At 67.1% G+C, this 24,534-nt stretch carries 24 protein-coding genes; 12 read left to right on the forward strand and 12 right to left on the reverse strand.

Going from position 1 to position 24,534, the window contains the following annotated elements; all coding sequences use genetic code 11:
• Window positions 1-21 precede the first annotated feature (21 nt).
• The gene (locus tag AC6I6S_RS09610) at window positions 22-1,464 is read right to left on the reverse strand and encodes a permease (protein ID WP_497949737.1); all 1,443 of its coding nucleotides are present in this window, start codon (window positions 1,462-1,464) and stop codon (window positions 22-24) included.
• A 175-nt stretch (window positions 1,465-1,639) separates the two neighbouring features.
• A complete protein-coding gene (locus AC6I6S_RS09615; RefSeq protein ID WP_497949738.1) occupies window positions 1,640-2,074 on the reverse strand; it encodes a hypothetical protein in 435 nt (144 codons plus the stop codon).
• Between the two features lie 201 nt (window positions 2,075-2,275).
• On the opposite strand from AC6I6S_RS09615, the gene AC6I6S_RS09620 reads away from it, so the two are divergent.
• From AC6I6S_RS09620 to coxB, 5 genes are all read left to right on the forward strand, one after another.
• On the forward strand, window positions 2,276-2,842 hold the full coding sequence (locus tag AC6I6S_RS09620; RefSeq protein ID WP_497949739.1) for a hypothetical protein: 567 nt from the start codon (window positions 2,276-2,278) through the stop codon (window positions 2,840-2,842).
• A gap of 37 nt (window positions 2,843-2,879) precedes the next feature.
• Complete coding sequence (locus tag AC6I6S_RS09625; protein ID WP_497949741.1) at window positions 2,880-3,896, forward strand: TIGR00341 family protein; 1,017 nt, start codon at window positions 2,880-2,882, stop codon at window positions 3,894-3,896.
• A 27-nt stretch (window positions 3,897-3,923) separates the two neighbouring features.
• The gene (locus AC6I6S_RS09630) at window positions 3,924-5,213 is read left to right on the forward strand and encodes a DUF7972 family membrane protein (protein WP_497949742.1); all 1,290 of its coding nucleotides are present in this window, start codon (window positions 3,924-3,926) and stop codon (window positions 5,211-5,213) included.
• On the forward strand, window positions 5,210-6,178 hold the full coding sequence (locus AC6I6S_RS09635; protein WP_497949743.1) for a WD40/YVTN/BNR-like repeat-containing protein: 969 nt from the start codon (window positions 5,210-5,212) through the stop codon (window positions 6,176-6,178). The genes AC6I6S_RS09630 and AC6I6S_RS09635 overlap by 4 nt, the downstream gene beginning before the upstream one ends.
• A 94-nt stretch (window positions 6,179-6,272) precedes the next feature.
• Window positions 6,273-6,959 (forward strand): cytochrome c oxidase subunit II, encoded by a 687-nt coding sequence (gene coxB, locus AC6I6S_RS09640; RefSeq protein WP_497949744.1) that lies wholly within the window; start codon window positions 6,273-6,275, stop codon window positions 6,957-6,959.
• Between the two features lie 100 nt (window positions 6,960-7,059).
• Here the strand turns inward: coxB and AC6I6S_RS09645 are convergent, their stop codons facing one another.
• The 3 genes from AC6I6S_RS09645 to AC6I6S_RS09655 form a co-directional block, all read right to left on the reverse strand.
• On the reverse strand, window positions 7,060-7,482 hold the full coding sequence (locus AC6I6S_RS09645) for an Hsp20/alpha crystallin family protein (RefSeq protein ID WP_497949746.1): 423 nt from the start codon (window positions 7,480-7,482) through the stop codon (window positions 7,060-7,062).
• A gap of 65 nt (window positions 7,483-7,547) precedes the next feature.
• A complete protein-coding gene (gene pheA, locus AC6I6S_RS09650; RefSeq protein WP_497949747.1) occupies window positions 7,548-8,354 on the reverse strand; it encodes a prephenate dehydratase in 807 nt (268 codons plus the stop codon).
• 149 nt (window positions 8,355-8,503) lie between these two features.
• Entirely contained in the window at window positions 8,504-8,812 is a 309-nt protein-coding gene (locus AC6I6S_RS09655) for a non-histone chromosomal MC1 family protein (RefSeq protein ID WP_497949748.1), read from the reverse strand.
• A 232-nt stretch (window positions 8,813-9,044) separates the two neighbouring features.
• Between AC6I6S_RS09655 and AC6I6S_RS09660 the strand changes: the two genes are divergently transcribed.
• Window positions 9,045-9,242, forward strand: a complete 198-nt coding sequence (locus tag AC6I6S_RS09660) for a SymE family type I addiction module toxin (protein ID WP_255169542.1) — start codon at window positions 9,045-9,047, stop codon at window positions 9,240-9,242.
• A gap of 459 nt (window positions 9,243-9,701) precedes the next feature.
• Here AC6I6S_RS09660 and pheT read toward each other — a convergent pair whose 3' ends face one another.
• Together pheT and pheS are read right to left on the reverse strand one after the other, a co-directional pair.
• Window positions 9,702-11,429, reverse strand: coding sequence for a phenylalanine--tRNA ligase subunit beta (pheT, locus tag AC6I6S_RS09665; RefSeq protein ID WP_497949750.1), 1,728 nt, complete (start codon window positions 11,427-11,429; stop codon window positions 9,702-9,704).
• Window positions 11,429-12,943, reverse strand: a complete 1,515-nt coding sequence (gene pheS / locus AC6I6S_RS09670; protein ID WP_497949751.1) for a phenylalanine--tRNA ligase subunit alpha — start codon at window positions 12,941-12,943, stop codon at window positions 11,429-11,431. Before pheS ends, pheT begins: the two co-directional genes overlap by 1 nt.
• A gap of 370 nt (window positions 12,944-13,313) precedes the next feature.
• Between pheS and AC6I6S_RS09675 the strand changes: the two genes are divergently transcribed.
• A complete protein-coding gene (locus tag AC6I6S_RS09675) occupies window positions 13,314-13,877 on the forward strand; it encodes a DUF5518 domain-containing protein (RefSeq protein WP_497949752.1) in 564 nt (187 codons plus the stop codon).
• A gap of 118 nt (window positions 13,878-13,995) precedes the next feature.
• Window positions 13,996-14,511 (forward strand): hypothetical protein, encoded by a 516-nt coding sequence (locus AC6I6S_RS09680; RefSeq protein ID WP_497949753.1) that lies wholly within the window; start codon window positions 13,996-13,998, stop codon window positions 14,509-14,511.
• 9 nt (window positions 14,512-14,520) lie between these two features.
• On the opposite strand, the gene AC6I6S_RS09685 is transcribed toward AC6I6S_RS09680, so the two are convergent.
• Window positions 14,521-16,080 (reverse strand): tryptophan--tRNA ligase, encoded by a 1,560-nt coding sequence (locus tag AC6I6S_RS09685; protein ID WP_497949755.1) that lies wholly within the window; start codon window positions 16,078-16,080, stop codon window positions 14,521-14,523.
• Window positions 16,081-16,183: 103 nt separating this feature from the next.
• Here AC6I6S_RS09685 and AC6I6S_RS09690 point away from each other — a divergent pair, with 103 nt between their 5' ends.
• On the forward strand, window positions 16,184-17,113 hold the full coding sequence (locus AC6I6S_RS09690) for an ornithine cyclodeaminase family protein (RefSeq protein ID WP_497949756.1): 930 nt from the start codon (window positions 16,184-16,186) through the stop codon (window positions 17,111-17,113).
• Between the two features lie 21 nt (window positions 17,114-17,134).
• Here AC6I6S_RS09690 and endA read toward each other — a convergent pair whose 3' ends face one another.
• Both endA and AC6I6S_RS09700 read right to left on the reverse strand, forming a co-directional pair.
• On the reverse strand, window positions 17,135-18,178 hold the full coding sequence (gene endA, locus AC6I6S_RS09695) for a tRNA-intron lyase (protein ID WP_497949757.1): 1,044 nt from the start codon (window positions 18,176-18,178) through the stop codon (window positions 17,135-17,137).
• 47 nt (window positions 18,179-18,225) lie between these two features.
• Window positions 18,226-18,987, reverse strand: coding sequence for a DUF91 domain-containing protein (locus AC6I6S_RS09700; RefSeq protein ID WP_497949758.1), 762 nt, complete (start codon window positions 18,985-18,987; stop codon window positions 18,226-18,228).
• Between the two features lie 111 nt (window positions 18,988-19,098).
• Between AC6I6S_RS09700 and AC6I6S_RS09705 the strand changes: the two genes are divergently transcribed.
• Together AC6I6S_RS09705 and AC6I6S_RS09710 are read left to right on the forward strand one after the other, a co-directional pair.
• Window positions 19,099-19,692: a DJ-1/PfpI family protein gene (locus AC6I6S_RS09705; protein WP_497949760.1), complete on the forward strand. Its 594-nt coding sequence runs from the start codon at window positions 19,099-19,101 to the stop codon at window positions 19,690-19,692.
• Between the two features lie 75 nt (window positions 19,693-19,767).
• A complete protein-coding gene (locus tag AC6I6S_RS09710) occupies window positions 19,768-20,418 on the forward strand; it encodes an HAD family hydrolase (protein ID WP_497949761.1) in 651 nt (216 codons plus the stop codon).
• A 10-nt stretch (window positions 20,419-20,428) separates the two neighbouring features.
• Here AC6I6S_RS09710 and AC6I6S_RS09715 read toward each other — a convergent pair whose 3' ends face one another.
• Window positions 20,429-20,554 (reverse strand): hypothetical protein, encoded by a 126-nt coding sequence (locus tag AC6I6S_RS09715; RefSeq protein ID WP_497949762.1) that lies wholly within the window; start codon window positions 20,552-20,554, stop codon window positions 20,429-20,431.
• Window positions 20,555-20,931: 377 nt separating this feature from the next.
• On the opposite strand from AC6I6S_RS09715, the gene AC6I6S_RS09720 reads away from it, so the two are divergent.
• Complete coding sequence (locus AC6I6S_RS09720) at window positions 20,932-22,050, forward strand: ATP-binding protein (RefSeq protein WP_497949764.1); 1,119 nt, start codon at window positions 20,932-20,934, stop codon at window positions 22,048-22,050.
• Between the two features lie 29 nt (window positions 22,051-22,079).
• On the opposite strand, the gene AC6I6S_RS09725 is transcribed toward AC6I6S_RS09720, so the two are convergent.
• Window positions 22,080-24,422, reverse strand: coding sequence for a DEAD/DEAH box helicase (locus AC6I6S_RS09725; RefSeq protein WP_497949765.1), 2,343 nt, complete (start codon window positions 24,420-24,422; stop codon window positions 22,080-22,082).
• Window positions 24,423-24,534 lie beyond the last annotated feature (112 nt).

The following is a 24,534-nucleotide window of genomic DNA, read 5'->3' on the forward strand; positions in this document are numbered from 1 at the left end:
ATCGCTCGGGGCGGTGTGTTCTCAGTTCAGGCCACGGGACTCGAGCAGGCGGGCGAGCCGCCGCAGGAGCGCATAGACGTGATAGACGATGCCGGCGACGGCCGGGGCGAGCCGGTCGGCGAGCCGTCGACGCCGGTCGGGTTCCGTGGTGACGAGCACCTGGCCGGCCAGGATCGGCAGCGCGAAGAGGTTCAGGACGACGGTGTAGGTCCCGGTGACGGAGCCGCCGGCGGCATCGACGGGGGGGACGAGGCCGAGCGCGGTGAAGACGAGGTGGACGACGAGGCCGCCGGCGACGGCCGCGAGGAAGAACGTGACGAAGATCACGCCGGCCATCCGGGTGCCGTAGTAGCGGCGGTAGGTGTTGACCAGCGGGAGGATGAGAAGGTCGGCGAAGACGAACGCGAGCACCGCGCCGAAGGAGACGCCGTTCTGCCAGAGAACGACCGCGAAGGGGATGTTGCCGACCGAACAGAGAAACGTCAGGACGCCGACGGTCGTCCCGATCAGGACGTGCCAGAGGACCTGGGTCACGCCGGTGTCGCCGCCGACGCCGAACAGCGTCGCCCACCACGAGGCGGGAACGACCGCCGCCAGCAGGCCGGCGATCAGGAAGCCGAGGACGATGTCTCGCCAGAGCATGTCCCACTCACGGATGGTGTTCGCCGTCGCCTTCCGCCAGCGGTCCGGCGAGAGGAGCGCCGGGCCGGCGGTGACCGTCTCCCGATCGTCGTCGGGGTCGTACGCACCGAGACAGCCGCCACAGCAGAAGTAGTGTCGCTCGCCGTCGAACTGCTGGCCGATCGTGTCCTCGCCGCCCGGCTCGGCGGCCATTCCGCAGGTCGCACATTCGGGCTCCTCGAGCGCTCGCGCGTGTTCGCGGGCGGCTTCGACCCACGTCTCTGGGACGAACCGCCGGTAGACAACCGCGATGACGGCGATGGCGGCGAGGCCGCCGACGATTTCGGCCGCGACGAACTGCCAACCGAGCAGGATCAACATTACGAGGGCGAGTTCGAGGACGAGATCGGTCGCCGCGAACTGGAACGCCCCGAGACTGGCCGCCGGCGAGGCTCCCTTGGTGAACAGCGAGCGCGTCGTCGCCACCGCGGAGAACGAACAACTCGAGGAGGAGGCGCCGAACAGCGTCCCGTAGCCGATCTCGCGCCAGCCGTCGTCGCCGAGGTAGTCGGTGAGCCCCTCCTCGGAGACGAACTCCTGGATCACGCCGGTAACCGTAAAGCCGAGGACGAGCGCCCACCAGGAGTCCCAGGCCATCTCGAGGGCGATGAACAGTCCGCGGACGATCCCGAGGAGGATCGAACCGAGGAGCCCGAGGAGCCGCGCGGCGAGTCCGACGCCGCCGCTCGAGGGAACGTCGAGCGCTCGCTCGAGGACGACTGCCGCCCCGGCGGACCAGGGGAGCGCGAAGACGGCGTCTACGAACGGGTGTGCTGTGAACATGATGGAGAAGCGGGCGTCAGCGGGGTGGTGACCGATCGGCGGCGGCGACGCTGGTAGGCCGGGAGGTCATCCGCGCCGGAGCGCGTCGTCCGGGCTAACCAACACCAATTACCATTAGCCGTGGATATATAAATATCGACGATCTCTAGAGTTTCTAAGGAATACCGCGGCGGCGTCAGCGAGTCAGCAGCCCGATCTGTTGGTGACGGTTGTAGAGGTAGACGACGCAGACGGCGACCGTCGCGACCAGAAACGTCAGGATCGTCATCGCGAGCGCGAGGCCGGCGAGCCCGGCGAGGCCGCCGAGCAACAGCGGCGCCGCGATCGCCGCGCCGACGTAGGCGCGGGCGTCGGGCTGCCACTCGTCGGACAGGTCGCTGACGACTGTCGCGTCGCGGTCGAGCGCCGGAAGCGAGACGACGCCGATCGCCGTCAGCAGGATCAACAGGGCGACGCTGCCGAGACTGGACGCCATGACCGAGCCGCCGTCGGTGAGGCGGCCGATGAACACGATTCCGAGGAGGCTCAGGACGGGATAGCCGACCAGAACGTACCAGTGCCACGACTCGAGGTCCAGGGCATCGAGTTCGTCGAGGGTATCTCGTACCATGATGCACCCGGGCTACGAACGGCCGACTGATAAACTGTCGACAACCCTAACAAATCTATACAAAACGGCCAGTAGGGGCACCTAAGACGGTTTCGAGTTTGTCTTAGATATTCTCAGTATCCTGGCAGCTTATATCTCGCCATGGCATAGCGGGGGTGGCCGACCGGCCGACCGCTCTCAGGTCCGGTCGCCTGATCTCAGATGATTGGCAAACACGCGTTCTGTCCGATTAGCGGCGCGTCTCTCTCGCGCGAGAGACACCACGACGAACAGGGCCGGCCCGAACGAGCCCCGGAGAACGACGACCTCACCCCGGACGCGAGCCTCGAGGGACCGCTGACGACGGGTGATCGGCGTTCCTCGAGACGGGGGATCTCGACGTACTTTCGCCGGTGTCACCGGCGACACGCCGAGCCAAACGACGAACTCTACCGCCGCGCATCGCTCGCGCTCCTCTCGCTCAAGCGGGCGGCGAGCGGCCGCGAAGAGTGGGACGAAATCGTCTGGTACGCCCTCGCCGACCGGCTCACCCGCGAAGGGTTCGACGTCGCGTGGATGGCCGCCCACGTCGACCCGCACTGTCCCGACTGCGGCGGACAGTTGACGTACGCGGAGGGGCCACACGGCCTCGTCGGCCAGTGTGCAACGTCGTGTCGCGGCACGCACGAGGACCGCCTCGAGACGACGCGGGCGCTCGTCGCGGCTCTGAGCGACCGGGCGTTCCCCGACGAGACGACCCCCGCGCCAGACGAGGTCTCGTTACTGTGACCGCCCACGTCCCCGGTAGCCGACTGCCACTCCCATCATGAGCCGATCGGATATGCGACTGCTGACGGTGCTCGCATCGTCCCGCCAGAGCGTCGAGGAGGCGACGGGCGTCCTCGAGAGCTACGACCTCGAGTACAGCGCGACCGACCACACTGAAGGCGAGTCGCGAACGGTTCTCGTCCCGACGCCGACGCCGCTCGTCGAGCCAGTCGAGGAGGAGCTGACGGGGATCAGCGGCGATCTCTCCGTGGTCGTCTCGGAGTCGATGGCGGTCCACGGCAAGGAGTCTACGGATGTCGACTCTCGATGGCTCTCGTTCGACCGGATCTCCCGGAGCGAGCTGTACTCGAAGGCGACCGCACAGCTGCCGCCGCTGATGATCTTCACCGCCATGACCGCGATCAGCGCGGTCGTCGCGACCGCGGGCGTCCTGCTCGACTCGCTGGCGGTCCTCGTCGGCGCGATGGTGATCGCCCCGCTTCTCGGTCCGGCGATGGGCTCGAGCGTCGCGACGGTGCTCGACGAACGGAGGCTGTTCGCCCGTGGCGTGAAACTCCAGGGAATCGGCATCGCGGTCGCGTTCGTGAGCGCGTTCGGTTTCGCCGCGCTCTCGCGGGCCTCGGCGGTGATCACCAGAGCGGTCGAGATCGAGACGAGCCTGCAACTCGGCAGCTACGGCCTCCCACCCTCACTGCTGGTGACCGTGGCGGTCTGTGCGGGAATCGCCGGGGGACTGGCGATGGCGACCAGCGGCATGACCGACCTCATCGGCGTGATGATCGCCGCGGCGATCATGCCACCCATTGGCGTCGCCGGCGTCGCGATCGCCTGGAACGCCCTGCCGATCGCCGTTGGCTCGCTCGTCGTCGTCGTCCTCAACGTACTCGCGATCAACCTCGGCGCGATCGCGACGCTGTGGTCGCTCGGCTACCACCCCCGCGAGCGCTCGCGCATCGTCACCGCACGGACCGCCATTCTCCGGCGAGTCGCTCTCATCCTGTGTGCACTCCTCGCAGCGATCTACGCCCTCGAGTACGTTCCCGTCCTCGGCTGAACAACCCCGCTATTGACTTCACGATCCATGCCCGACACCCCCGACGATTCGACGACCGACGACTCGCTCCCCGACGATTCGACGACTGATGACCACGACCAGCACCCCGACGCTGACGAACGGACGGCCAGTGGCGACGACCCGTCCGCGATCGATCCCCCGCCGACGGACTCGACAGCTGTCGGAGACACCGACTCCGCCGAGGAGTCGACGACCGACGACGCACCGTCGGGACTCGGCCGCTCGCTCGCCATCTACGCGTTTCGCCTCACCTACGCGTTTCTCGTCATCGGCGGCAAACTCCTCGTCGCCGGCGTCCGCATCGGCCGCCACTACCTCGGCGACGACGAGCGCCGCTCTCGAACCTGGCGGTGGCTCTTTCTCGAGGGCGACCGCCGGCTGATCGTCGCCGGGTTCGTCGTCGGCGTGTTCGGGATCGCGATCGTCCTCGGCGTGAGCGACGTCATCGGCGTCCGCGAGAGCCGGTTCGTCACGACGATGTTCTCGACGATGATCGCGGGATTGTTCTCGTTTATCCCCATCGTCGTCTCGGTCAACCAGCTCATCGTTTCCCGGCTGTTCGGCACGCCCGACCGGCTCAGCGAGCGCATCGACGACGTCCGGGAGTTCCGCAGACGCGTCGAGTCCCAGACGCCGGGCAGCGGCGTCAGCCCAACCGAACCGGCCCCGTTCTTCGCCCGCCTCGCCGGCACCCTCGGCGACCGGGCGGACACGCTCGCCGCCCGCTGCGAGCGAACCGACGCCGCCGACCGCTCGCCCGCGCTCGAGGCGGTCTGTGCCTACGCTACCCGGACCGGCGACCACGCCGAAACGCTCTGCGACCGGCTCAACGAGCGTCCCGAGTCGGTGTTCGACGTCGTGTTGCCGACGATGGACCGGGACTACGCCCGCGACGCGAACGAAGCCCGGCGGCTGAGTCGCCGGTTCGACGCGGAGCTCTCGGATCCGGTCCGGACGCTACTCTCGGAGCTTCGGGAACTGTACGTCGTCGTCGACGCGACGCGCCAGTACTTCACGGCGATCTACCTCCAGCAGGAACTCGCGCGCCTCTCGAGACAGATCACCTACAGCGGCACCGCCGCGCTGTTGACCTCGACGCTCGTGATCATGATCTACGCGAGCGGCTACCCGCCGGTCGCCCACGAGGGGCCGTTGCTCCTCCTCGTGAGCCTGGCGCTCGCGGTCGCGTTCTGCCCGCTTGCGATCCTCTTTGCGTACGTCATCCGGATCGCCACGATCCTCAAGCGAAGCTCCGCACCCGGTGCGTTCACGCCGCCGGGGGAGGCGCGCGAATGACCGATCGGCAACTCACCCGCAGGCGGCTTCTCGCCGCTGGTGCAGCCGCCGGAACGCTCGGCGCCGGTTGCCTGAACGACCCCGGCGGCCGGTGGGTGCTCGTCGACGCACCCACCGACGCGACGCTCCGTGACGTCGTCGCGACGCGAGAGGGCGCCTACGCCGTCGGCGAAGACGGTATCGTCCTCGGCCGCGGAGGCGACGGCTGGTCGATGCATCTCCCGGACGGCCCCGCCGGCGCCCAGAACGAACTCCGGTCGGTCGACGTGACTGGCAACGGCCGAACGGTCTGGTTCGCCGGCGACAGCGGCGCACTCGGGGCCTACGACGTCGTCTCAGACCGCGCCGCCGACTTCACCGCGCCCAACGGGCTGACGAGTTCCTGGGAGGCGGTCGCCGTCGGCGGCCTCTCCGGGAGCGAACGGCTCTTTCTGGTCAACAGCTCCGGACTCGTCGTTCGCGGCCGACGCGACGGCAGCAGCGTCGAGTGGGCCGACGCGATCGAACCGACGAGCGGCTCGAGCGTCGCCGCCCTCGACGTCACACCCCTCGAGTACGCCTTCCTCTGCGATACGGACGGCGGGGTCTACGAGTCCGCCGACGGCGGCGAAAGCTGGCAGCGGATCGGCATCGAGGATGCGAGCGTCAACTTTTACGACGTGGCCGCGGTCGACTCGGGACACGTCTCCGTTGCCGGCGGTAACGGCGTCATCTACCGCTACGACGGCGGCGTCTGGTCGAGAACGGTCGTCGGCGAGCAGCCCCTCTCGGCGATCGTCCGCGATCGCTACGACGGATTGGCCGTGAGCGCTTCCGGCACCGTCTACGAGCGTAACTTCGACGGCTGGCGCGAACTCGAGTCGATCGACACCGGTAACGACCTCCACTCGGTTACTCTCGGTACCTCGCGAACGCCGGAGGTCGCCGTCGGCGAGTCGGGCACGATCCTCGAGCGCCGGTACTGAGCCGACGCCGCTCGCGTTCGGCGGCTCTCAGACGTGTTAGATACCGAATGCGTCTCGACGGTTCTTGTCGCTCGAGCCTGAAAGAGTGTTACCGATGGTCCCCGACCTTCCTCCCCTCGAGTGGCTGGTCCTGGCGATGGGCTCCTCGCCTGCGGACGCCAGCACGACCGCCGAGTTGCTCGGAAGCGTGAACCGCCGGCTGACGCTGCTCGCGCTCGCCGTCGTCGTGACCGTCGAGGCTGCCCTCTGCTACGTGGTCTGGAGCCGACGCTCCGTCGAGGGACCTGCCCAGCTCTCCTCGCCCCGCGCTCACGGCCTCGAGGCAGCCTGGCTCCTCCTCTCGATAATTCTGCTCTGCGTCGTCGGCGTTGTCGCGGGAACCGCCCTTGCTGATCCGGCACTCACGGGCGACGCCGACGGGGACGAGGACCCGCTCGAGGTCACGGTCGAGGCCGAAGCCTTCGAGTTTCACTTCGAGTACGAGGACGAGGGCGTCCGAACGACCGACGAACTGGTCGTGCCGGCGGACCGACCCGTCCGCCTGACGATCACCTCCACCGACGTCCTCCACTCGTTTCACGTTCCCGGCCTGGGGCTCAAGCAACTGGCCATCCCCGGCGAGAAACACGCGATCCGAACGACGCCGACCGAACCCGGCGACTACCGCGGGTACTGTGCGGAGTACTGCGGCCACGGCCACTCGGGAATGCGCTTTACCGTGACGGTCCTCGAGGAGGAGGCGTTCGATGACTGGCTCGAAACGCAGCGAGCCGCCGCGTGAGAAAACGAGTAACAGGGCTACGGATAACTGACGGTAACCCCCGCGCCCGCCCCGACCACGATCGGACTCGTAGCAATCACCGGCGCGGTGGTCCCTGCGCTCAGTCGATATCGATCCGCTTCGAGTCGTCGACGCCTTCGACCTTCGGCAGCGTCACCGTCAACACGCCGTTGTTGTACTGAGCGGAGACGCCTTCCTCGTCGACCGGTTCGGGCAGTCGAAGCCGTCGGCTCACCGACTGCCGACTGCGCTCTCGGCGGACGTACTCGCGATCCTCGTCGATTCTCTCCTCGGTCCTGTCGGCCTCGAGCTTCAGCGCGCCCTCGAGCAGCGTGAGTTCGATCTCGTCGGTCTCGTACCCCGGCAGGTCGGCGGTGACGACGTACGCGTCACCGGTGTCGGCGACGTCGACGGCCACCGACTCCGCTGGCGGAAAGCCGGCACCGCCGCCCATCCCGTCCTCTAGCTGTCGGCCGAAGCGGTCGAGCATCTCCTCGAGTTCGTCGAACGGATTTCGTCGCATACTCGGGGCTACGCGTTCGAGCGAAATAAAATCTGCCCGGCAGAAGACGACAGAACCCACTCCCCTTACTCGACGACGTGCTCGGTGTCGTACGATCCCAGCCGTCGCACCCAGCCTAGTTCGGCGATCTCCTCGAGGTCAGCGATCGCGTCCCGGGTCCGCTGCTCGTAGAGGCCGGCAGCGACGTCGATGTGGAACACGTAGTCGCCGAGGCGCTCGCCGCTGGGTCGGGACTCGACGCGGGTCAGGTTGATGTCCCGCTCTGCGAAGGGCTCGAGCAGTTCGAGCAGCAGTCCGGGGTAGTTCGCGTCGGGGTAGACGATGAGCGAGGTCTTCCCGCCGGCGTCCGACCGCTCCTCGACGGGTGCGAGGACGAAAAACCGCGTCGCGTTCGACGTCTGGTCCTGGATATCGGCCGCGAGCACCTCGAGCTCGTCGCCCGCGTTGCCGGGGTGGCCGATCCCCGCGACCGAGGGGTCCCCGCGGGCGCGCTCGACGCCGCGGGCCGTGCTCGTGACCGCCTCGAGGCTGGCGTCGGGGTACTCCGCCTCGAGGTAGTTGCGACACTGGGCGAGCGCCTGCGAGTGGCTGGCGATCGTCTCGATCTCCGACCCCTGTGCGAGCAGGGCGTGTCTGATCGGGGTGACGACCTCCCGGACCACAGCGACGTCGTACTCGGCGACGGCGTCGAGGCTTTCCGTGACGCTGCCCTCGATGCTGTTCTCGATGGGGACGATGCCGCGGTCGTACTCGCCGTCGGCGACGGCGGCGACGATCTCGGTCACCGACTGGCGGAACTCGATGTCGTCGGCCACCGCGCGGGCCGCTCGATGCGAGTAGGTGCCCGTGGGTCCGAGTGTAACGGCGGTCATTACGCTCCGTACAACCCTCTCCCGGAAAAGCGCGTCGAGAGTGACAGCATTCCGTGCTGAGGGTGGTGCTGGACCGACCGGCGCTGACGCGAATCCGGCCCCTGTGCATCGCTACCGAACGGTCGCTGAAAAAGAGTCGCGATTGCGACTCACTCGTCTAGGTGTTCGATCCCTTTCTTCGAAACGTTCGCCTCGGTGATGTCGCCCGGCATCCAGTCGGGTTTGTCGTCAGGTGCGGTTTCTTCCCAGGCCCAGCCGTCGTAGATGTGAACCTTCTGGGTCCCCTTCTCGCGAAGTCTGAGTTCGACTCTGTCGGCGTCGTCCTCGCTGGAACCGGGGTCGAGTCGGCGGGCCGCCTTCAGCGCGGCCTGCCTCGGCGTGTTACCCGAGAACACGCTCGATTCGTCGCCGTTCGATTCGCGCAGTGCGAAGTTTCGCTTACCATCTTCACGTACCATGATTTTCGCCTCCATGCCAATTCAGCACATAGTCCGACATAAAGATATCCCCCAAAACCGACCGACTGCGTCGGTATCTTTAAGTACACACGTTACACCATTTCATGGATGTCCGTGCCGCTGGTGACGCTGTCAGCGGCTACTCCGGTTTCTGTGGGAGTGACCCTCACGGCTTGTGACGTAGAAAACACTTAAGTATATCCTACGGCGAAGGTCGTGGTAGAATCCCGCGATGGTACGGAAAAAGAAGTTGAGTCCAAGCGGTGCGAAAGACGAAGACGGCAACTATCACAACGTCCACCTCAACCTCCACGAGGACGAACTGGAAGTCGCGGGCATGGATATCGGCGACGAGGTCTTCGTTCGTGTCCGAGATGGCAAGATAATCATTCAGAAGGCGGACAAAGAGGAAGTCGAGCACGAGTTCTAAAGACCGACCTTTTACTCTGCGGTCTGTCGGACTGTACGGCAGCGACGCTGCCGTACAGTCCGACGTCCCTCGGTAAAAGCTCGAGCAAAAGCACCGGAAGACGTTCCTGCTCACTTCGTTCGTGGTTGTCGGCGCTTCGCGCCGACTGCTCGAGGGATCACCGATCCCTCGCTGGCTGCGACTTCCGAGCCTTCGTTCGCTACGCTCACGAAGACACTCCTCTTTCCGTTTCGAGCGCTACGCGCTCTCCACATCAGTCGTCGGCCCGCTCGCTTCGCTCGCGGTAGAACGACTAGAGCGGGCTATAATGAGCGGACTCCGAGGCCATGATTGGATCGGCTATCGGTTACCGCACCGCCTCGAGATCGAACTCGACCGCGCACCTTCTCCGCTCGGGTTTCGCTCGCCATGCTCGCTCCCCACTCGCATAAAAATCTGCACCAAAAAAACCGTTCGAGTCTACTGCAGCGCCTCGAGATCGAACTCGAACGCCGCCACCGGTACCTCGAGGTCGTGCTCGACGAGCACTTTCGGGTGGACCTCGCCGATGATCCCGACCTCCTCACCGTCGATCACGACCGCCGCCGTTCGACCCGAAATGAACGTCGGGTGCTCCGCGGCGGGGGTCTCGAGGTCGACGCCGAAGTTCCGCGCCAGCGCCTGGAGTCGCGCCTTCGCGTCCTCGTAGGCCGCATCGTTGCTCGCCAGTGCGGCCGAGACGTGTCGGCTCTCGCCGACGCCGGTGTTCTCGGACTCGTCGATTCGCGCCGCGAACCCGATCTCCGCGAGGTGCTGCGGGTAGGCGCGGTGGGTGTTCCGCTCGAGGACCATCAGCAGCGAGGGGAGCACCCACGTCCGCAGCATGGTGTAGTCCTCGCTGTAGGGTTCCTTGATCGTCGCCGGCTCACCCGTGCCGTAGGCCTCCTCGTCGGGAGCGAGCTCGAGGCGGTCGAAGTTCTCCGCCTCGTTGATCATGTGGAAGTTTAGCATGTCCTCGAACCCGAGGCCCACGAGCGCCGTGCGCGCGGCGTCCTCGAGGCGACTGCGCTCGTGGCGGCCGCCGACGGTGCCGACGTCGGGGTAGCGCGGCTCGAGGTCGTTGAAGCCGTAGGCGCGCCCGAGGTCGTCGATCAGGTCGAGGGGGTGGAGCACGTCGACGCGGTATGGCGGAATCGTCACCTCGTAGGCCGCCTCGCCGTCGTCGGTTTCGACGATTTCGGCATCGAGCCCCGACCGCTCGGCGAGGTCGACAACCTCCTCGGGATCGAAGTCGACCCCGAGCAGCGTCTCGACGCGGTCGTGGGTCACGGTCTTGGTCTTCGTCGAGAGATTCGGGCGGACGAGTTCGCCCCCGGCGGACTCGCTGTCGGGGTACTCCACGGTGACTTCCTCGATGGTTCCTCCGCGCGCGGAGAGCGCGTAGCAGACGATGTTCAACATCTTGTCGATCGTCCACTGGTCGGTGCCGGTCATCTCCACGAACAGGTCCCGCGACTCCGTCGAGACCTCCGTCCGGCGGCCGTTGATCACCGGCGGGAACGAGAACAGCCCGAGGTCGTCGTAGATCGCCGGGTAGCGCTCGTAGCCGCGCACGAGGTCGGCGTACGTTTTCCCGGTCTGGTGGCTCTCGAGCACCTCCGCGGGCGTCAACTCGGCGTCCGAATCGAGCGGGACGAACCGGTCCCCGTCGGGTTCGACGCCGACGTACTCGATGGTCGGGTTGCCCGCTGTAGCAGCACTGCCTTTGAGCATCGTCAGATCGTGGATGCCGATCGCGCCCTTTGCACGCTTTCGCCCCATCGTCGCGTGGAGTTTCTCCTGCAGCTGGATCAGCGAGTCGAGGCTCTCCTCGTCCAGGTCCACGTCGCGGATCACCGCACCGGTTACGTACGGGCGTTCGTCGGGCACCGAGTCGTCGACGACGATGGTCCACTCCGGCGAGTTGGTGTTTGGCACGTAGACGCCGCGGGAGTCGCCGTACTGGTAGCGAAGCGAGCGGGCGACGCCTTCCACCGAGAGTCGGTCCAGGCGGTCGGGCGCGAACTCGAGTTCGAACGCGCCCGCTTCGGTCTCGCCCTCGTACTCGAGGCCGAGCGCGAACAGGTCGTCGATCAGCTCCTCGTCGCCCTTCTCGTCGTGGCCGGTCAGCCCGCGCAGTTCCTCGGGGTCGATGTCGACGGTTGGCATCAGTAGGTCACCTCCGTTTCCCGCAGCAGTTCAAGATCGCAGAGCGTGCCGTGGATGTCACGGATGTCCTCGAAGCCGTACATCAGCATGAGCAGTCGCTCGAGGGCGAGCCCCCAGGCCATCACGTCGCAGTCGACCCCGAGGGGCTCGAGCATCTCCTCGCGGAAGATACCCGAGTTACCGATCTCGACGAGGTCGCCGGTGGTCGGATGGGTGCCGAACAGCTCGAAGCTCGGCTCCGTGTAGGGATTGTAGTGGGGTTTGAACTTGATGTCGTGAATCCCGAACTGGGCGTAGAACTCCTCGAACGTGCCCATCAGATCTCGCACCGAGAGCTCCTCGGCCATCACCCACCCCTCGATCTGGAAGAACTCCAGTAAATGGGTCGGGTCCAGCGTGTCGTTGCGGTACACCTTCTCGACGCTGAAGAACCGCGCCGGCGGCTCGATCTCGCCGATCTCGGTTCCCGAGAGGTAGCGCGCCGATAGCGAGGTCGTGTGCCCGCGCAGCGCCAGCGCCCGCGCGAACTCCTCGTCCCACGGCGAGTGGTAGCCCTCGCCGTCCGCGCCGACGCCCTCGCGGTGAGCGCGTTCGACGCGCTCGACCAGGTCCTCGGGGAGGTGGTCGATGTGGGTCGGGTGCTCGAGGGCGAACCGGTCCCAGTGCGTTCTCGCGGGGTGGTCCTGGGGCATGAACAGGCAGTCGTTGATCCAGAAGTCCGCGTCGACGTGGGGGCCTTCCATCTCCTGAAAGCCCATTCCGACGAGGACGTCCTTCACGCGGTCTGCGGTCTGGCGGAGGATGTGGACCTTCCCGCCGCTTACCTCCTCGGCGTCGGCCTCGACGTTGTACTCGGCGAACTCGACGTCCGCCCACTCACCACTCGTGAGCAGTTCGGGGGTGAGCTGGCCGACGGTTTCGGCGGTCTCGAGCCCCGCCATCAGCTCTGTCACACCCGACTCTGTGAGCGTCACTTCCCGCGTCGTGGCCTCTTTTCGTGCGACGAGCCCGCGGCGCTCGAGTTGATCGACCGTTTCCGCGTCGATCCCGGAGGCGTCGCCGCCCCCCGCGAGCGTCTCGAGCGCCGTCGCCTCCGAATCTGTGGCTGGGTCGGCGTCGGGGTCGGCGGTGAGCTCGCCGCTGTCGATCGCGCCGTACCCCTTCCGGGCGTAGTTCGAGAGCGCGATGTCGACCTGCGGGCCGCCGAGCCCCGACGAGCCGATCACCTGCCCCATCGAGACGGCCTCCTCGTCGGCGCCGACCCCGAGGGCGGCCTCGTACAGTCGAACTTCCGGCAGGCCGTCTTCGGCGTACTCCTCGCCCTCCTCGGTGAGGGTGATCGTTTCGTCGACGCGCTCGTCCACGGCGACCAGGCCGGCCTCCTCGAGTTCGAACACCGCGCCGGTGACGGTTTCGGGGGGGAGGTCGGTCGCCGCAGCGAGGGCCTCGACGGACCGGGCCTCGTCTGCGCTCGCGGTCTCCATGACCGCGACCTGTGGTTGTGGCAGTTGCATTCGCTTGTTCGTATGGCTGCGTGTCGGTCAGTTAGCGGTTCCGATACTGGCTGCGACGCCGCTCAGGGTCGCAGGCGGCGAACGACGCGGTCGGTTTCGCCTCGAGTCCGGTGTGGACGTTCGAGGCTCCACGGAGTCCCCTTCAAAACCCGAAAAAGCCGAATCCCGAACGCGACTGCGGCGGCTGGCTGACGGTCCTGGCACGGCCGTGGGATTCGGATGCCATACTCGAGACTCGCCGGGGCTCGAGAAAAACCTTGTGGGAGTGTGCCACGCGGGCGGTGCGATCTCGAGACAGACTCGTCGGCGGCCGTCGCCCTTGCACAGGTCGACAGCGAGCTACTTCCGTGATGCTCCCGTACGTGCGGCTATGCCACCCGCGGATTCCGGCGACGACGACCCCGACGTCCAGCCCGGTGTCGACCGTCGCACGACGCCAGTCAGGGAAGATACTACCACTCGCGACCGCGGCAGGCCGGAGACCGAACCGCTGGGCACCGACGACGCCGATCCGACTCCCTCTCGAGAGCCCGACCGGACTCGAGCCGGTGGCTCGAGAAAGGAGCGGTCGACGCTCGTCAACGGGCTGGTCGGCGCGCTCGTGACGCTCCTGCTGTTCTCGGTCGTCCCGTTCGCGCCGCTGTTCGGCGGCCTCGTCGCGGGCTACCTCGAGGGCCGGAACGTCGCCGCGGGCGTGCTGGCCGGCCTCGTCGCGGGGGTGCTCGCGGCCATCGTAACCGTGTTCGCGGCGATCGCCTTCGGCACGTTCATGCTCGGATTCGCCGCGATGGGTGCCGGACCGGCGTTTTTCGGCGGCCTGCTCGTGTTGCTGTTCTTCGTCGGCGCGCTCTACACCGTCGGCTTCGCGCTCGTCGGCGGCGCGCTCGGCGCGTTCCTCAACAGGGAGTTCGGCGACGACGTCGGCCGATACTGAGCTATCGCTCTCGAGACGTTCGTCTCGTCGAATCGCTCGAACCAAAAAAGTAAAAAAGTAAAAAAATTAATATGATATTTGAGACAAGTTTGAAGTATCAACGAGCGCACTGTTCTGTATGCAGAGAAGACGCTATCTGACGGGCGTCGCACTTTCGTGTGCTGCGCTAAGTGGCTGTCTGGGGCAGTATCTCACCGACTCATCGGTGGAAACACCGGATACGATTACGGTAGAGACGGAATACAGCAAGGAGGAGGGTATTCTCGTGGATGGCCTCTCTGAGCGATGGTCCGAGACGACGCTGTACGGCACCGTTCTTTCCACTCGAGACGCTGTAGACGCCAGTGTATCGACCGACGAGGATCGAATCAGTTCGTTTATCGAAGAAACCGACCTCGACGAGTCGTCGCTCGCTGTCGTACAGTACGGCGGATCGAGCGACGAGGATGCCGGTATTCGCTCGGTTGAAACCGAAGCGAACAGACTACGTGTTGAGTTGTCGATCGACTCGCCCGGTTCCGGAACGGACGACTTCACTGTTCATTCAACGCTATTACGGATACGAGACGAGGCGGGCGACGTTCCCGGCGAAATCGTCGTCAGCACCGCCGATGACCGGTACGATTCTTCGTAATCCAGGATCTCAGCGCCGCGGCGACTCGAGTTCGATCTCCGCGGCCTCGAGTAACTCCGCTACTTCCTCGCGTTTCTCCTGGTGCTCCGTCAAAAACTCTCGCATCAACACCGCGGCCTGCTCCTTGCAGTCGCCACAGAGCCGGTCGCCGCCGACGCACTCGTCGTAGACGAGTTTCGCGAACTCGTCGTCGTCGCCCGCGAGCAGGTAGGCGTACAGTTCGTAGACGGGACACTCGTCGGCCCGGCCGCCGAGTTCGCGCTGGAGTTCGGCCGTCTCGCGGCCGCCGGTGGTCGCCGACTTGACCTTCTCGTAGCCCTCCTCGGGGTCGTCGAGCAGGGAGATGTGAGAGGCGGGGATCGACGAGGACATTTTTCCACCCGTCAGGCCGGTCATGAAGCGGTGGTAGATCGACGACGGCGGGAGGAAGCCGTAGCCGCCGTACTCGAGTTCGACCTCCCGAGCGAGTTCCGCGGCTTCCTCCCGCTCGAGGTCGAAGACGTCGACGTGCTCCTCGAAGACGCGCTTCTCGCCGTCGATCGCCTCGATCAACCCCTTGAAGGCGTCCGCGCCCGCGCGCCGATCGAGGAAGCGGGTGCGCGGGCGAAGCGGCTCCATGCCGGCGTTCTCGAGTTTGTCGATCGCGGACTCGAGCGCCGGCGCGTCGGGCTCGATCTCCTCGGCGAGCCACGCCGCAGCCTCCTCACAACGGGGGGTCTCTGCATCCTCAGCATACTCCTCACGGGCTTCGTAGGCGGCCGCGAGGTGGACGAGTTCGGCGTCGGTCGCCTCGAAGCTCGCGTAGGCGGTCGTCACGCCGAAGGCGCGCATCCGCGAGGCCAGATCGCGGGCTAGCCTGACGTGGGGGTCCTGGTCGGGACCGACGGGGATCACGGTGGGTTTTGGCTCCTCGAGCTGGGGGTACAGAATATCGGCCATCTGGGTCACCACCGACTGCATGTGCGAGACATCGGTCTCGCCGTCGAAGCCGTAGATCGCCCCCAGCTCCGAGAAGTTGGCTTCGATGCCGAGTTCGAAGGCGAGGTCCTGGACCTCCCGGTTGGTCGACTGGCGGTAGAGTTCGCCTTCCTCGGGGTCGAAACCGAGCGCCAGCAGCGAGAGCAGGTAGTTCCGGCTGTGCTCGTCGATCTCGTCCCAGGAGAGCCCGCGGGCGGAGTGGGCCTCCAGATCCGCGATCAGCGCGTAGGCGTCCCCGCCCCGCTGCTGGTGCCAGATGATCTCGTCGAACACCAGCTTGTGACCGATGTGGGGGTCGCCGGTCGGCATGAACCCCGAGAGGGCCGCGAACGGCTCGCCGTCGCGCATCGCCTCGGCGACGGGGCGGTAGTCCCGGTGGCCGAAGATCACCCCGCGGCGCATCAGGTAGTGCGGGGCAGGGACTTCAGGGAGAATCTCGTCGAACTCCTCGATGCCGAACTCCTCGAACAGCTTGCGGTAGTCGGAGACGCTCGAGGACCCCCAGGGATCGAGAGCGACCTCGTCTGCGCCCGTCGCTCCCCCGTCCGTCTGCGGTTCCTCGGACCTCTCGCTCGCGTCGTCTCCGGTCATTACCCCGGATTCGCGCCCCCTCGCGCAAAAAGTTTCGCTTCCGGCCCCCGACTCACTGAAACGAGTTTCAGCGAACGGCTACGTCGGTGGCCGCCGAAGGCGGTTGTATGACCCCGAGAATATACACCGACGACGACGTTCGCGACCTGCTCGAGCCAGCCGACGCCGTGACGGCGATGAAGCGCGCCTTCGAGGAACACGCCGCGGGAACGCTCGAGGCCCGCCCCGCTGGTCGGTCGAGGCCGGCGAGGGGTCGCTCGTCTTCACCGTCGGCGCGGCGACGGGTCCGACGAACGCCGTCGGCTTCCGGGTGTACGACACCTACCCCGACTCGAGCGACGATCACCAGCAACTCGTCGCCGTCTTCGACGCCAGCACCGGCGCGTTCGAGGGGTTGTTCGTCGGCCACGCGATCGGCCGGTGGCGGACCGGTGCCATCGGCGGCGTCGCCGTCGACGCCCTCGCCCCGGAGGACGCCCGAACCCTCGGCGTGCTCGGAGCCGGCAACCAGGCCCGTACGCAGGTCGAATCGGCGTGTGCGGTTCGGGACTTCGAGACAGCTCGCGTCTACAGCCCGACTCCCGAGAGCCGCGAGGCGTTCGCCAGCGAGGTGGGGCCTCGAGTCGCCCCCGACCTCGCGGCCGTCGAGGACGCCGAAACCGCCGTCAGCGGGGCTGACGTACTCATCTGTGCGACCACCAGCACCGAGCCGGTGTTCGATCCGGACTGGCTCGAACCGGGCGCTCACGTCACCTCGATCGGGCCGAAGTTCGAGGACGCACACGAACTCCCTCTCGAGACCGTCGGCGACGCCGACGCCATCGTCACCGACTCGCTCGCGCAGGTCGACGGCTACGATCGGCCGTTCGTCGTTTCCGGCGCCGATCGGGAGCGGATGGCCGAACTCGCCGCCGTGCTCGAGAATCCGGAACTCGGCCGAGCGTCGGCGGACGACCGTACCCTGTTCTGTTCGGTCGGACTCGCCGGCACGGAGGTCGTCCTCGGAAACACGTTGCTCGAGGCGGCCGATTGAGGAGCAGCCGCTCGAGGCGGCCTACGGCGTCAGCCGCTCGACCGCCAGATACTCGATCGCCGCGTCCTCGCCGCCGACCAGCGCGAACACTATCGTCTTCCGGACGCCGTGGGCGAGTCGAACGTCCAGAGCCAGATCGCGCGGCTCGAAGACGTGGCCCGGAGGGAGTACCCGGATCAGGAGTTCGGAGTGGCCCAGGTCTTCGACGGAGTCGACGGTCGCGTAGGTCCGAAAATCCGCGCCGAACTTGTAGCCGGTCTTCGGGACGACCCCGTCCTCTCGAAGCCGCTCGTAGACGCGAAGCCGGCGGTCGAAGCGCTCGCCCTCGACCGCCCGGCCGCGTCCACGGACCACCTCAGGCTCGAGGTCGAGCGCCCCCCGCTCGGCGAGGTAGGCCGCCTCGAGCAGCGAACACTGCAACGTCGGCTCCTCGTACTCACGACCCTCGAGAGGCTGGCCGTAGAAGGTTCGCTCGTACAGCGACAGCGGCGGCTCCCAGACGATGACGCGGTCGGCGAGCAGGTCGGCGTCGACCGCCGTCGGCAGGTCGGTGGCACTCTCGCCGGTGATCTCCCTGCGGTCGACGTCGAAGTAGGTGATCTCGCTCTCCTCGTCGACGACGGCGAGCACGCCGGCCGCGAGGTCGCTCGCCGGCAGGTCGGCTCGCTCGCCGACGACGGTCAGGGCGTACTCGACCTCGCCGCCGCCGGGTCCCTTGCCGCGGGGGAAGACGGCGAAATCGGTTTCGGGCGGGTCGGTGAGCCACGGTTCGACCGCGGGCGAGAGATAGAAGCCCCGCGAGCGCAGATCCGCGTAGACGAGAAATCGGACGCCGAAATCCGAACCCGGTTCGCGGGCGAGGAACTCCCGAAAGCCGAGTCGGGCGTCGCCGTCGACCACCGCCTCGAGATCTCCGCGGTAGAGCAGGTGTGCCGCCTCGACGGGGGCGAGCGCGATCTCGTTGCCCTCGAGGGGGTAGCCGTACCCCCGCGAGTCGTGATAGCGCTGGCGGGCGTCGCCGCCGACGCGAACGACGCCGTCGTCGAACCGTCCCTCGAGTTCCATACCCGTGGCTGGACCGCGCGGCACAAAGCGCCTGCGGATCGCACGGCTCAGGGCTCGGCCGCAGCGGGTGGCTCCTCGACCGCTCGATCACAGGTCGCGTCGAGACAGCGACTCCCTCGAGGCGTCTCGAAACTCGGGAGGCCGCAGCGACACTCGCCGTTGATCACGCCCGCGGGGATGACGAAGCCGGTTTCGCAGGCCGGGTAGTCCTCGCAGCCGGCGATGAGCCCGCCGCGGCGGAGGATCCGCAGGTCACCGTCGCAGTTCGGACAGCCCCACTCGCGGTCGAACGCTTCGCGGACAGCCTCGTCCAGGGATTCACAGCGCCGGTCGAGACAGACGTGAAAGGCGAGTCCGCGCTCGACGCGCATCCGCGGCAGTCCGCACTCGCACCGATCCTCGCGGATGGTCGCGTCGGTGGGGACGCCGTAGCGGTCGTCGCAGTCGACGCAGTGGACGCCGTTCGACCGGACGAGGACGCCCGAGCAGCCGTCGGTCGCGCAGTTGCCAACGGGTGTGCCGGCGGCGGTCGCTGGATAGGCGGCGAACCCGTCCTGGTCGTGGGCGGCGATCCGGAGCGTCTGGGTGTCCTTCTTTGCGACCAGGGTGAAGCCGTCGTCGCGGGCGCTCGAGACGCTATCCGCGCGGGTGAGCCACGCGACCGGCTGGTAGCCGTCGACGTCGTGGACGAGGACGGTGTTGTCGGGCTTGACGAGGGTCGTGACGCGGCCGCGATACTCCTCGCGGTTGGCGCCGTCGGCGATCACGGTGCAGTCGCCCGCGAGCACGCGGAGGCTGTCGTCGGTCATGGGACGTCTGGCCGCCTCACGGTATTTAAACTCGAGGCCGCTCCTGCGTCGGTGGCGTCCCCGCTCCGACCCCGCGAAACACGTTTGCGTCCCGCGCTCCAGGGAGGGGGTATGGCAGACGTTACGGCTGAAATCGTCCTCTTCGACGGCTTCGACGAACTCGACGCGATCGGTCCCTTCGAAGTCCTCGCGAACGGCGCTCGTGCTGGCGGTTCGATCGACGTTCGGCTGGTGACCCTCGAGCCCGCGGAACTGGTTCGGGCGAGTCACGGTCTACGAGTCGAGCCCGACGGGGTTCTCGGCGACCCCGACCTGCTGATCGTTCCCGGTGGCGGCTGGACGAGCACCGACGGCGGGGTTCGTCGGGTCGTCGACGACGGCGCGCTCGCCGAGCGGGTCGCCGGTCTGCACGCCGACGGGACGACCGTCGCCTCCGTCTGTACGGGCGCGATGGTGCTCGCCGAGGCCGGCGTTCTCGAGGGGCGGCCGGCGATCACCCACCACGACGCGGTCGAGGACCTGCGGGCGGTCGCCGACGTCGTCGACGCGCGGGTGGTCGACGACGGGGACGTCGTCACGGCCGGCGGCGTCACCTCGGGGATCGACCTCGCGCTGTGGCTGCTCGAGCGGGAGTTCGGTGCCGACGTCGCTGATCAGGTCGCTCGCGAGATGGAACACGAACGCCGCGGCGAGGTCGCTCGCTGACGACCGGTTCCCGCGCCGGGACAGCGAGTGTCGACGGCCGAACGGCTATACCCGTCGCGCGAATAGCCTCGAGCAATGACTGCTGTGTTGTTCGATATGGACGGTGTGATCGTCGACAGCGAGGACTACTGGGTCGAACTCGAGCGAGAGGCGATCCTTCCGACGGTGGTCCCCGACGACGACGTCGCGGTCGCCGAGATTACGGGAATGAACTACCGCGAAATCTACGACTACCTCGAGGCCGAGTACGACGCTGCCGTCTCCCGCGAGGAGTTCATCGACATCTTCGACGACGCCGCTCGGGAGCTGTATTCGGAGAAGGTCTCGTTGCTTCCGGGGTTCCGGGACCTGCTCGAGGAACTCGACTCGCGGGGCGTGCCGGTCGCGGTCGTCTCCTCGTCGCCCCACGAGTGGATCGACATCGTCCTCGAGCGCTTCGACCTCGACGGGGCGTTCGACGAGGTCGTGAGCGCGGAGGAGGTCGACGGTGACGGCAAACCCGCGCCGGACGTCTTCGAGTACGCGGCGGGCGAGGTCGGCGTCACGCCGGAGGCGTGCGTGGCCGTCGAGGACTCCGGCCACGGTATCGAGTCGGCCGCGCGGGCGGGAACGACGGTCGTCGCTTACCGGATCGATCCCCACGAGGGAGTCGATTACTCGCCGGCCGACGACGTGGTCGACTCGCCGGCGGCGCTTCGTGAGGCGGTGGTTGGACTCGTCGAGTAAGTGACGTGGCTCAGCGGCGGGTGAAGGCGTTGTACAGCCGACCGAACAGGTAGCCGCCGACGAAGCCGTCGACGACGGCCCACGCGACGCCGACCGTGACGTGTTCGTCGTAGCCGGCGTAGACCGTTGCGAGCAAACTTCGCCAGGCGTCCCCCGACCATATCGGGCGGCAATTCCGAGGGCGGCGACGCTTACCGCCCACACTGTCCCGGTGGCAGCGCCCAGCGCCGTCGGATCTATCCGCGTATCGATTGCACTCGAGGACCTGGGTCGCCGTTCTACGGCCGGCCGTTTCTTTCCTGGCCCTGAATACGTCCGCTACCGCGACGGCCCCCGATCCGCGGTGGTCGGACCGGCTCGACTGTAGCAGTCCCTACGCTACTTTCGGGTCGCGGGGCGCCCGCCCGCTCGGCGCCAGCCTTCGTTTCGGTTCTTTCAGCGGGCGACATATCACGAATGCAGCTATACACCTAAGGCGGATCCCGTGATCCATGCGCCCACGGTCACGGAATAATGAATTACTGGTCGCTCGTCGCCTCGAGAGTCGACGGCCGGCGCGCCATTACGCTCCTCGGCGAGCTATACATCGCGTACGCCGCTGGACGCGTTCTCATCAACACCGCGACGGGACAGCCGCTCACGGCCGCACTCATCGACTTCACTCTCGTGGGCGGTCCCGGCCTCGCCATACTGTACGGTGGCTATCGGCTCCCTGAAACCGATCTTCACCCCGAGACGTACTGGCGAATCGCGGGGTGGTGTCTCGGCGGACTCGTCGCGATGAGCGTCGTCTACGGCCTCGTCGCCGTCAACCCCGCCGTCGACAACCGGAATCCGCTCTGGACGGCCGCACTCGTGACCGGCGTCGGTGGCGTCGCTGGCCTCGCCGTCGGGTTGAACGAAGCTCGTGCCATTACTCGCGCACGCGAGGCCGAGGAGCACAAACGGTCGATACAGCGACAAAACGACCGCCTGGAGAGTGTGTCACGGATGCTCGCACACGAGTTGCGCAACCCCCTTTCGATCGCACAGGCGTACGTCCGACCGGCGACCGACGGCGACGAGCGAGCCACCGAGGAGGTCGAACGGGCGCTCGAGCGCATCGAGGAGATGATCGACGTCCTCCTCATCACCGCCCGAAGCACGGAGGCGACCGTCGAGGGGACACCGGTTTCGCTGGCGGACGTCGCCGAGGAGGCCTGGGAGGACGTGCGACAGAACGGGGCGTCCCTCGAGATCGAAACCGAACGGACGGTTCGAGCCGACTCGATCCATCTTCATCACCTGCTCGAGAACCTGTTCAAAAATGCCGTGAAACACGGTTCCACGGCCCCTTCTTCGGAGACTCAGGATGACACCGTCGAGCGCGGCGGCACGGACGTAACCGTTCGCGTCGGCGACCTCGAGGGCGGGTTCTACGTCGCGGACGACGGTGACGGGATTCCGGAACCGAAACGCGATGAGGTCTTCGAACCCGGCTACACCACCGCGCCGGACGGAATCGGGCTGGGGCTCACGTTCGTCGCCCACCTCGCAGCCGCCTACGACTGGGACTGCGTCGTCACCGCGAGCGAGTCCGGCGGCGCGCGGATCGAGTGTCGAAACGTCGACCGCGCGGCCGACGATTCGTAGCGCCGGCGGTCGACTGCCGCGGGCACCGCCTACGTGACGTCGACCGTTCGCGTCTCCGCAACCGGGAGCAACGGCTCCTCCGGGAACGTGACGCTAACGGTGTACTCGAGTTCGTCCTCGTTGGCACCGAAGACGCCGACTGGAACCGTCTCGACGTCTCGAAGGTACCGACTCGAGGTCGTCATTTCGACCCCGTTGACGGTGACCCGGATCCCCGCTTGAGCGGGTTCGCCGACGTTCGTGACGGTGACCTCGCGAACGTCGTTCTTCCCGGTCGCGATGCGCTCGGGGAACGCGCCCCAGTCGAACTCGATCGCCGGGAGCGACTGAGCGCCTTCGTACACCTGTTCGGCGACGCCCTCCGAGAGTCCGGCGTCGATCAGCCCCGAAATACCGGCGTCGACGACGTCGCCGGGGGTCGCCAGCCCCTCCTTCGAGAGTTTGCTCGCCCGGCCGGGGCCGACCCCGTCGATCGCCGTGAGTCCGACCGCGTCCTCGGCGACGCCGTTTTCGACCCGCGCCTCGACGCGCCGGGCGAGGTTCGCCGCGTGAGGGTCCGCAAACCGCTCGAGGAAGGCACCCAGCGCCGACAGCAGTCGGGTGGCGTTCTGGCGGATTACCCAGGCGTCGCTTCTGAGTTCGCCCGGCACCGTTCCGTTGGCCGCACTGCGGAGGATCGCGAGCACCTTTCGCTGACCCGCCTCGAGGTCGCCGGTCTCCTGGCCGACGAGCACCGAACTGATCGCGTCGCGTTCGGCCTGGCGGGCGGAGACGGAGTCGAACTCCTCGGCGCGGGCGACGGTTTCGAGGACGGCGGCGGTGTCGACGGACTCGCGTTCGCAGAGATCCGCGAAGCGGGCGGCCGTCGTCAGCCTGAGGTAGTACGTCGAGGCGAGCACCCCCCGCGGCGTCGCCTCGATCGAGAGGTTCTCGCCGGTCTCGACGAAGCCGCGGTCGACCAACCCCTCGAGGGTGTCCCGGACGTTCCGTTTCAGATTGGGGAAGTCGTACTCCTCGGGGCGAGACTGGCCGCGCACGTAGTAGAAGGTGGTCTCGAGCCAGTCCATCACGTCCTCGAGATCGGTGATCGTTCCCATCGCGATCTCGGCGTTGAGGTGGGTCTCGAGGCTCTCTGCCAGCCGCGACTCGATCTCCTTGCCGTCGCGCAGCAGCCGCCGGTACTTGTCGGCCTCGCGGGTGTCACAGACGACCCAGCCGTAGCCGACGTCGTCGTACCCCGGCCGTCCCGCCCGCCCGAGCATCTGGAGTATGTCGAGCGGACTCATGTCGACCTCGCCCTCGAGCGGGTCGTGGTACTTCGTGTCCCGGATGATGACGCAGCGAGCGGGCAGGTTCACCCCCCAGGCGAGCGTCGACGTCGAGAACAGCAGTTCGATCGTCCCGTCTTTGAACCACTCCTCGACGAGGTCCTTGTCGCTCTTCGACAGCCCGGCGTGGTGGAAGGCGACGCCGTCGAGGACCGATTTCCGCAGGGTCGAGTTCTCGAGTCGTTTCGCTTCGGTGTGAAAATCGTACTCCCCGCGGGCCCCCATCGGAATGTCGCGCTCTGCGATCTCGTCCCGGGCCTTCTTCGCCGCCTGCACCGTGTCCTGTCTCGAGGCGACGAACACCAGCGCCTGGCCGTCCTCGCGCAGGTGCGGTTCCGCGAGGTCGAGCGCGCGGTACAGCCGCCGGTACTTGTCGGCGAAGGTGTTCTCGCCGTGGGTGTACGTCTTGACCCCCGCGTTCAGATCGACGGGACGGTACTCGTCGCCGAACTCGAGGGTCGTTTCCGGTCCGGCGTCGAGCCAGGCGGCCACGTCGTCGACGTTCGGCATCGTCGCCGAGAGGGCGACCACGCGGGGAGCACAGAGCCGCCGAAGCCGAGAGATCGTCACCTCGAGCACCGATCCCCGTCGATCCGCGTCGAGCAAGTGGACCTCGTCGATCACGCAGACGTCGACGTCGGTCACGAAGTCGTACCGCGGGGAGTCGTGTTTTCGGGTCGCCGAGTCGAGTTTCTCGGGCGTCATCACGAGGATGTCCGCGCGCCGCGCGCGCCGCGGGTTCAGATCGCGCTCGCCGGTGACGACGTACACCGAGTACCCCAGCTCCTCGAAGCGGTCCCAGTCGGCCTCCTTCTCGTTTGTCAGCGCCCGCAGCGGGGCGAGAAAGAGCGCGGTGCCGCCGTCGGCCAGCGCGTTACAGATCGCCAGCTCGGCCAGTGCGGTCTTGCCCGAGGCCGTCGGCGCGCTCGCGACCACGTTCTCGTCGTACTCGAGCAAGGCGGGCAGCGCCTCGCGTTGCATCCGGTTGAACTCCTCGAAGGGGAAGGCGTCCGCAAAGTCGGGGAGAACCTCGGCGACCTCCATCACACGGATACGGGGAGCCCCCGGTGAAAGGCGTTTCTGTCGCCGCCCGACCGCCGGGTCGGACTCTCGAGGGCGCTGGCCCGACCACTGTCGATCGATGCCGTCGAAAACG

It is taken from the genome of Natrononativus sp. DTA114 (genome assembly GCF_059736515.1).

Bases quoted from the DNA above. Each gene is read 5' to 3' on its own strand.
- pheA (WP_497949747.1), bottom strand. From the start codon at position 8,354: ATGACCGCCGTTACACTCGGACCCACGGGCACCTACTCGCATCGAGCG.
- pheS (WP_497949751.1), bottom strand. From the start codon at position 12,943: ATGCAACTGCCACAACCACAGGTCGCGGTCATGGAGACCGCGAGCGCA.
- coxB (WP_497949744.1), top strand. From the start codon at position 6,273: ATGGTCCCCGACCTTCCTCCCCTCGAGTGGCTGGTCCTGGCGATGGGC.
- AC6I6S_RS09630 (WP_497949742.1), top strand. From the start codon at position 3,924: ATGCCCGACACCCCCGACGATTCGACGACCGACGACTCGCTCCCCGAC.
- pheT (WP_497949750.1), bottom strand. From the start codon at position 11,429: ATGCCAACCGTCGACATCGACCCCGAGGAACTGCGCGGGCTGACCGGC.
- AC6I6S_RS09620 (WP_497949739.1), top strand. From the start codon at position 2,276: ATGATTGGCAAACACGCGTTCTGTCCGATTAGCGGCGCGTCTCTCTCG.
- AC6I6S_RS09720 (WP_497949764.1), top strand. From the start codon at position 20,932: ATGAATTACTGGTCGCTCGTCGCCTCGAGAGTCGACGGCCGGCGCGCC.
- AC6I6S_RS09675 (WP_497949752.1), top strand. From the start codon at position 13,314: ATGCCACCCGCGGATTCCGGCGACGACGACCCCGACGTCCAGCCCGGT.
- endA (WP_497949757.1), bottom strand. From the start codon at position 18,178: ATGGAACTCGAGGGACGGTTCGACGACGGCGTCGTTCGCGTCGGCGGC.
- AC6I6S_RS09680 (WP_497949753.1), top strand. From the start codon at position 13,996: ATGCAGAGAAGACGCTATCTGACGGGCGTCGCACTTTCGTGTGCTGCG.
- AC6I6S_RS09725 (WP_497949765.1), bottom strand. From the start codon at position 24,422: ATGGAGGTCGCCGAGGTTCTCCCCGACTTTGCGGACGCCTTCCCCTTC.
- AC6I6S_RS09705 (WP_497949760.1), top strand. From the start codon at position 19,099: ATGGCAGACGTTACGGCTGAAATCGTCCTCTTCGACGGCTTCGACGAA.
- AC6I6S_RS09615 (WP_497949738.1), bottom strand. From the start codon at position 2,074: ATGGTACGAGATACCCTCGACGAACTCGATGCCCTGGACCTCGAGTCG.
- AC6I6S_RS09685 (WP_497949755.1), bottom strand. From the start codon at position 16,080: ATGACCGGAGACGACGCGAGCGAGAGGTCCGAGGAACCGCAGACGGAC.
- AC6I6S_RS09700 (WP_497949758.1), bottom strand. From the start codon at position 18,987: ATGACCGACGACAGCCTCCGCGTGCTCGCGGGCGACTGCACCGTGATC.
- AC6I6S_RS09655 (WP_497949748.1), bottom strand. From the start codon at position 8,812: ATGGTACGTGAAGATGGTAAGCGAAACTTCGCACTGCGCGAATCGAAC.
- AC6I6S_RS09645 (WP_497949746.1), bottom strand. From the start codon at position 7,482: ATGCGACGAAATCCGTTCGACGAACTCGAGGAGATGCTCGACCGCTTC.
- AC6I6S_RS09625 (WP_497949741.1), top strand. From the start codon at position 2,880: ATGAGCCGATCGGATATGCGACTGCTGACGGTGCTCGCATCGTCCCGC.
- AC6I6S_RS09660 (WP_255169542.1), top strand. From the start codon at position 9,045: ATGGTACGGAAAAAGAAGTTGAGTCCAAGCGGTGCGAAAGACGAAGAC.
- AC6I6S_RS09610 (WP_497949737.1), bottom strand. From the start codon at position 1,464: ATGTTCACAGCACACCCGTTCGTAGACGCCGTCTTCGCGCTCCCCTGG.
- AC6I6S_RS09710 (WP_497949761.1), top strand. From the start codon at position 19,768: ATGACTGCTGTGTTGTTCGATATGGACGGTGTGATCGTCGACAGCGAG.
- AC6I6S_RS09635 (WP_497949743.1), top strand. From the start codon at position 5,210: ATGACCGATCGGCAACTCACCCGCAGGCGGCTTCTCGCCGCTGGTGCA.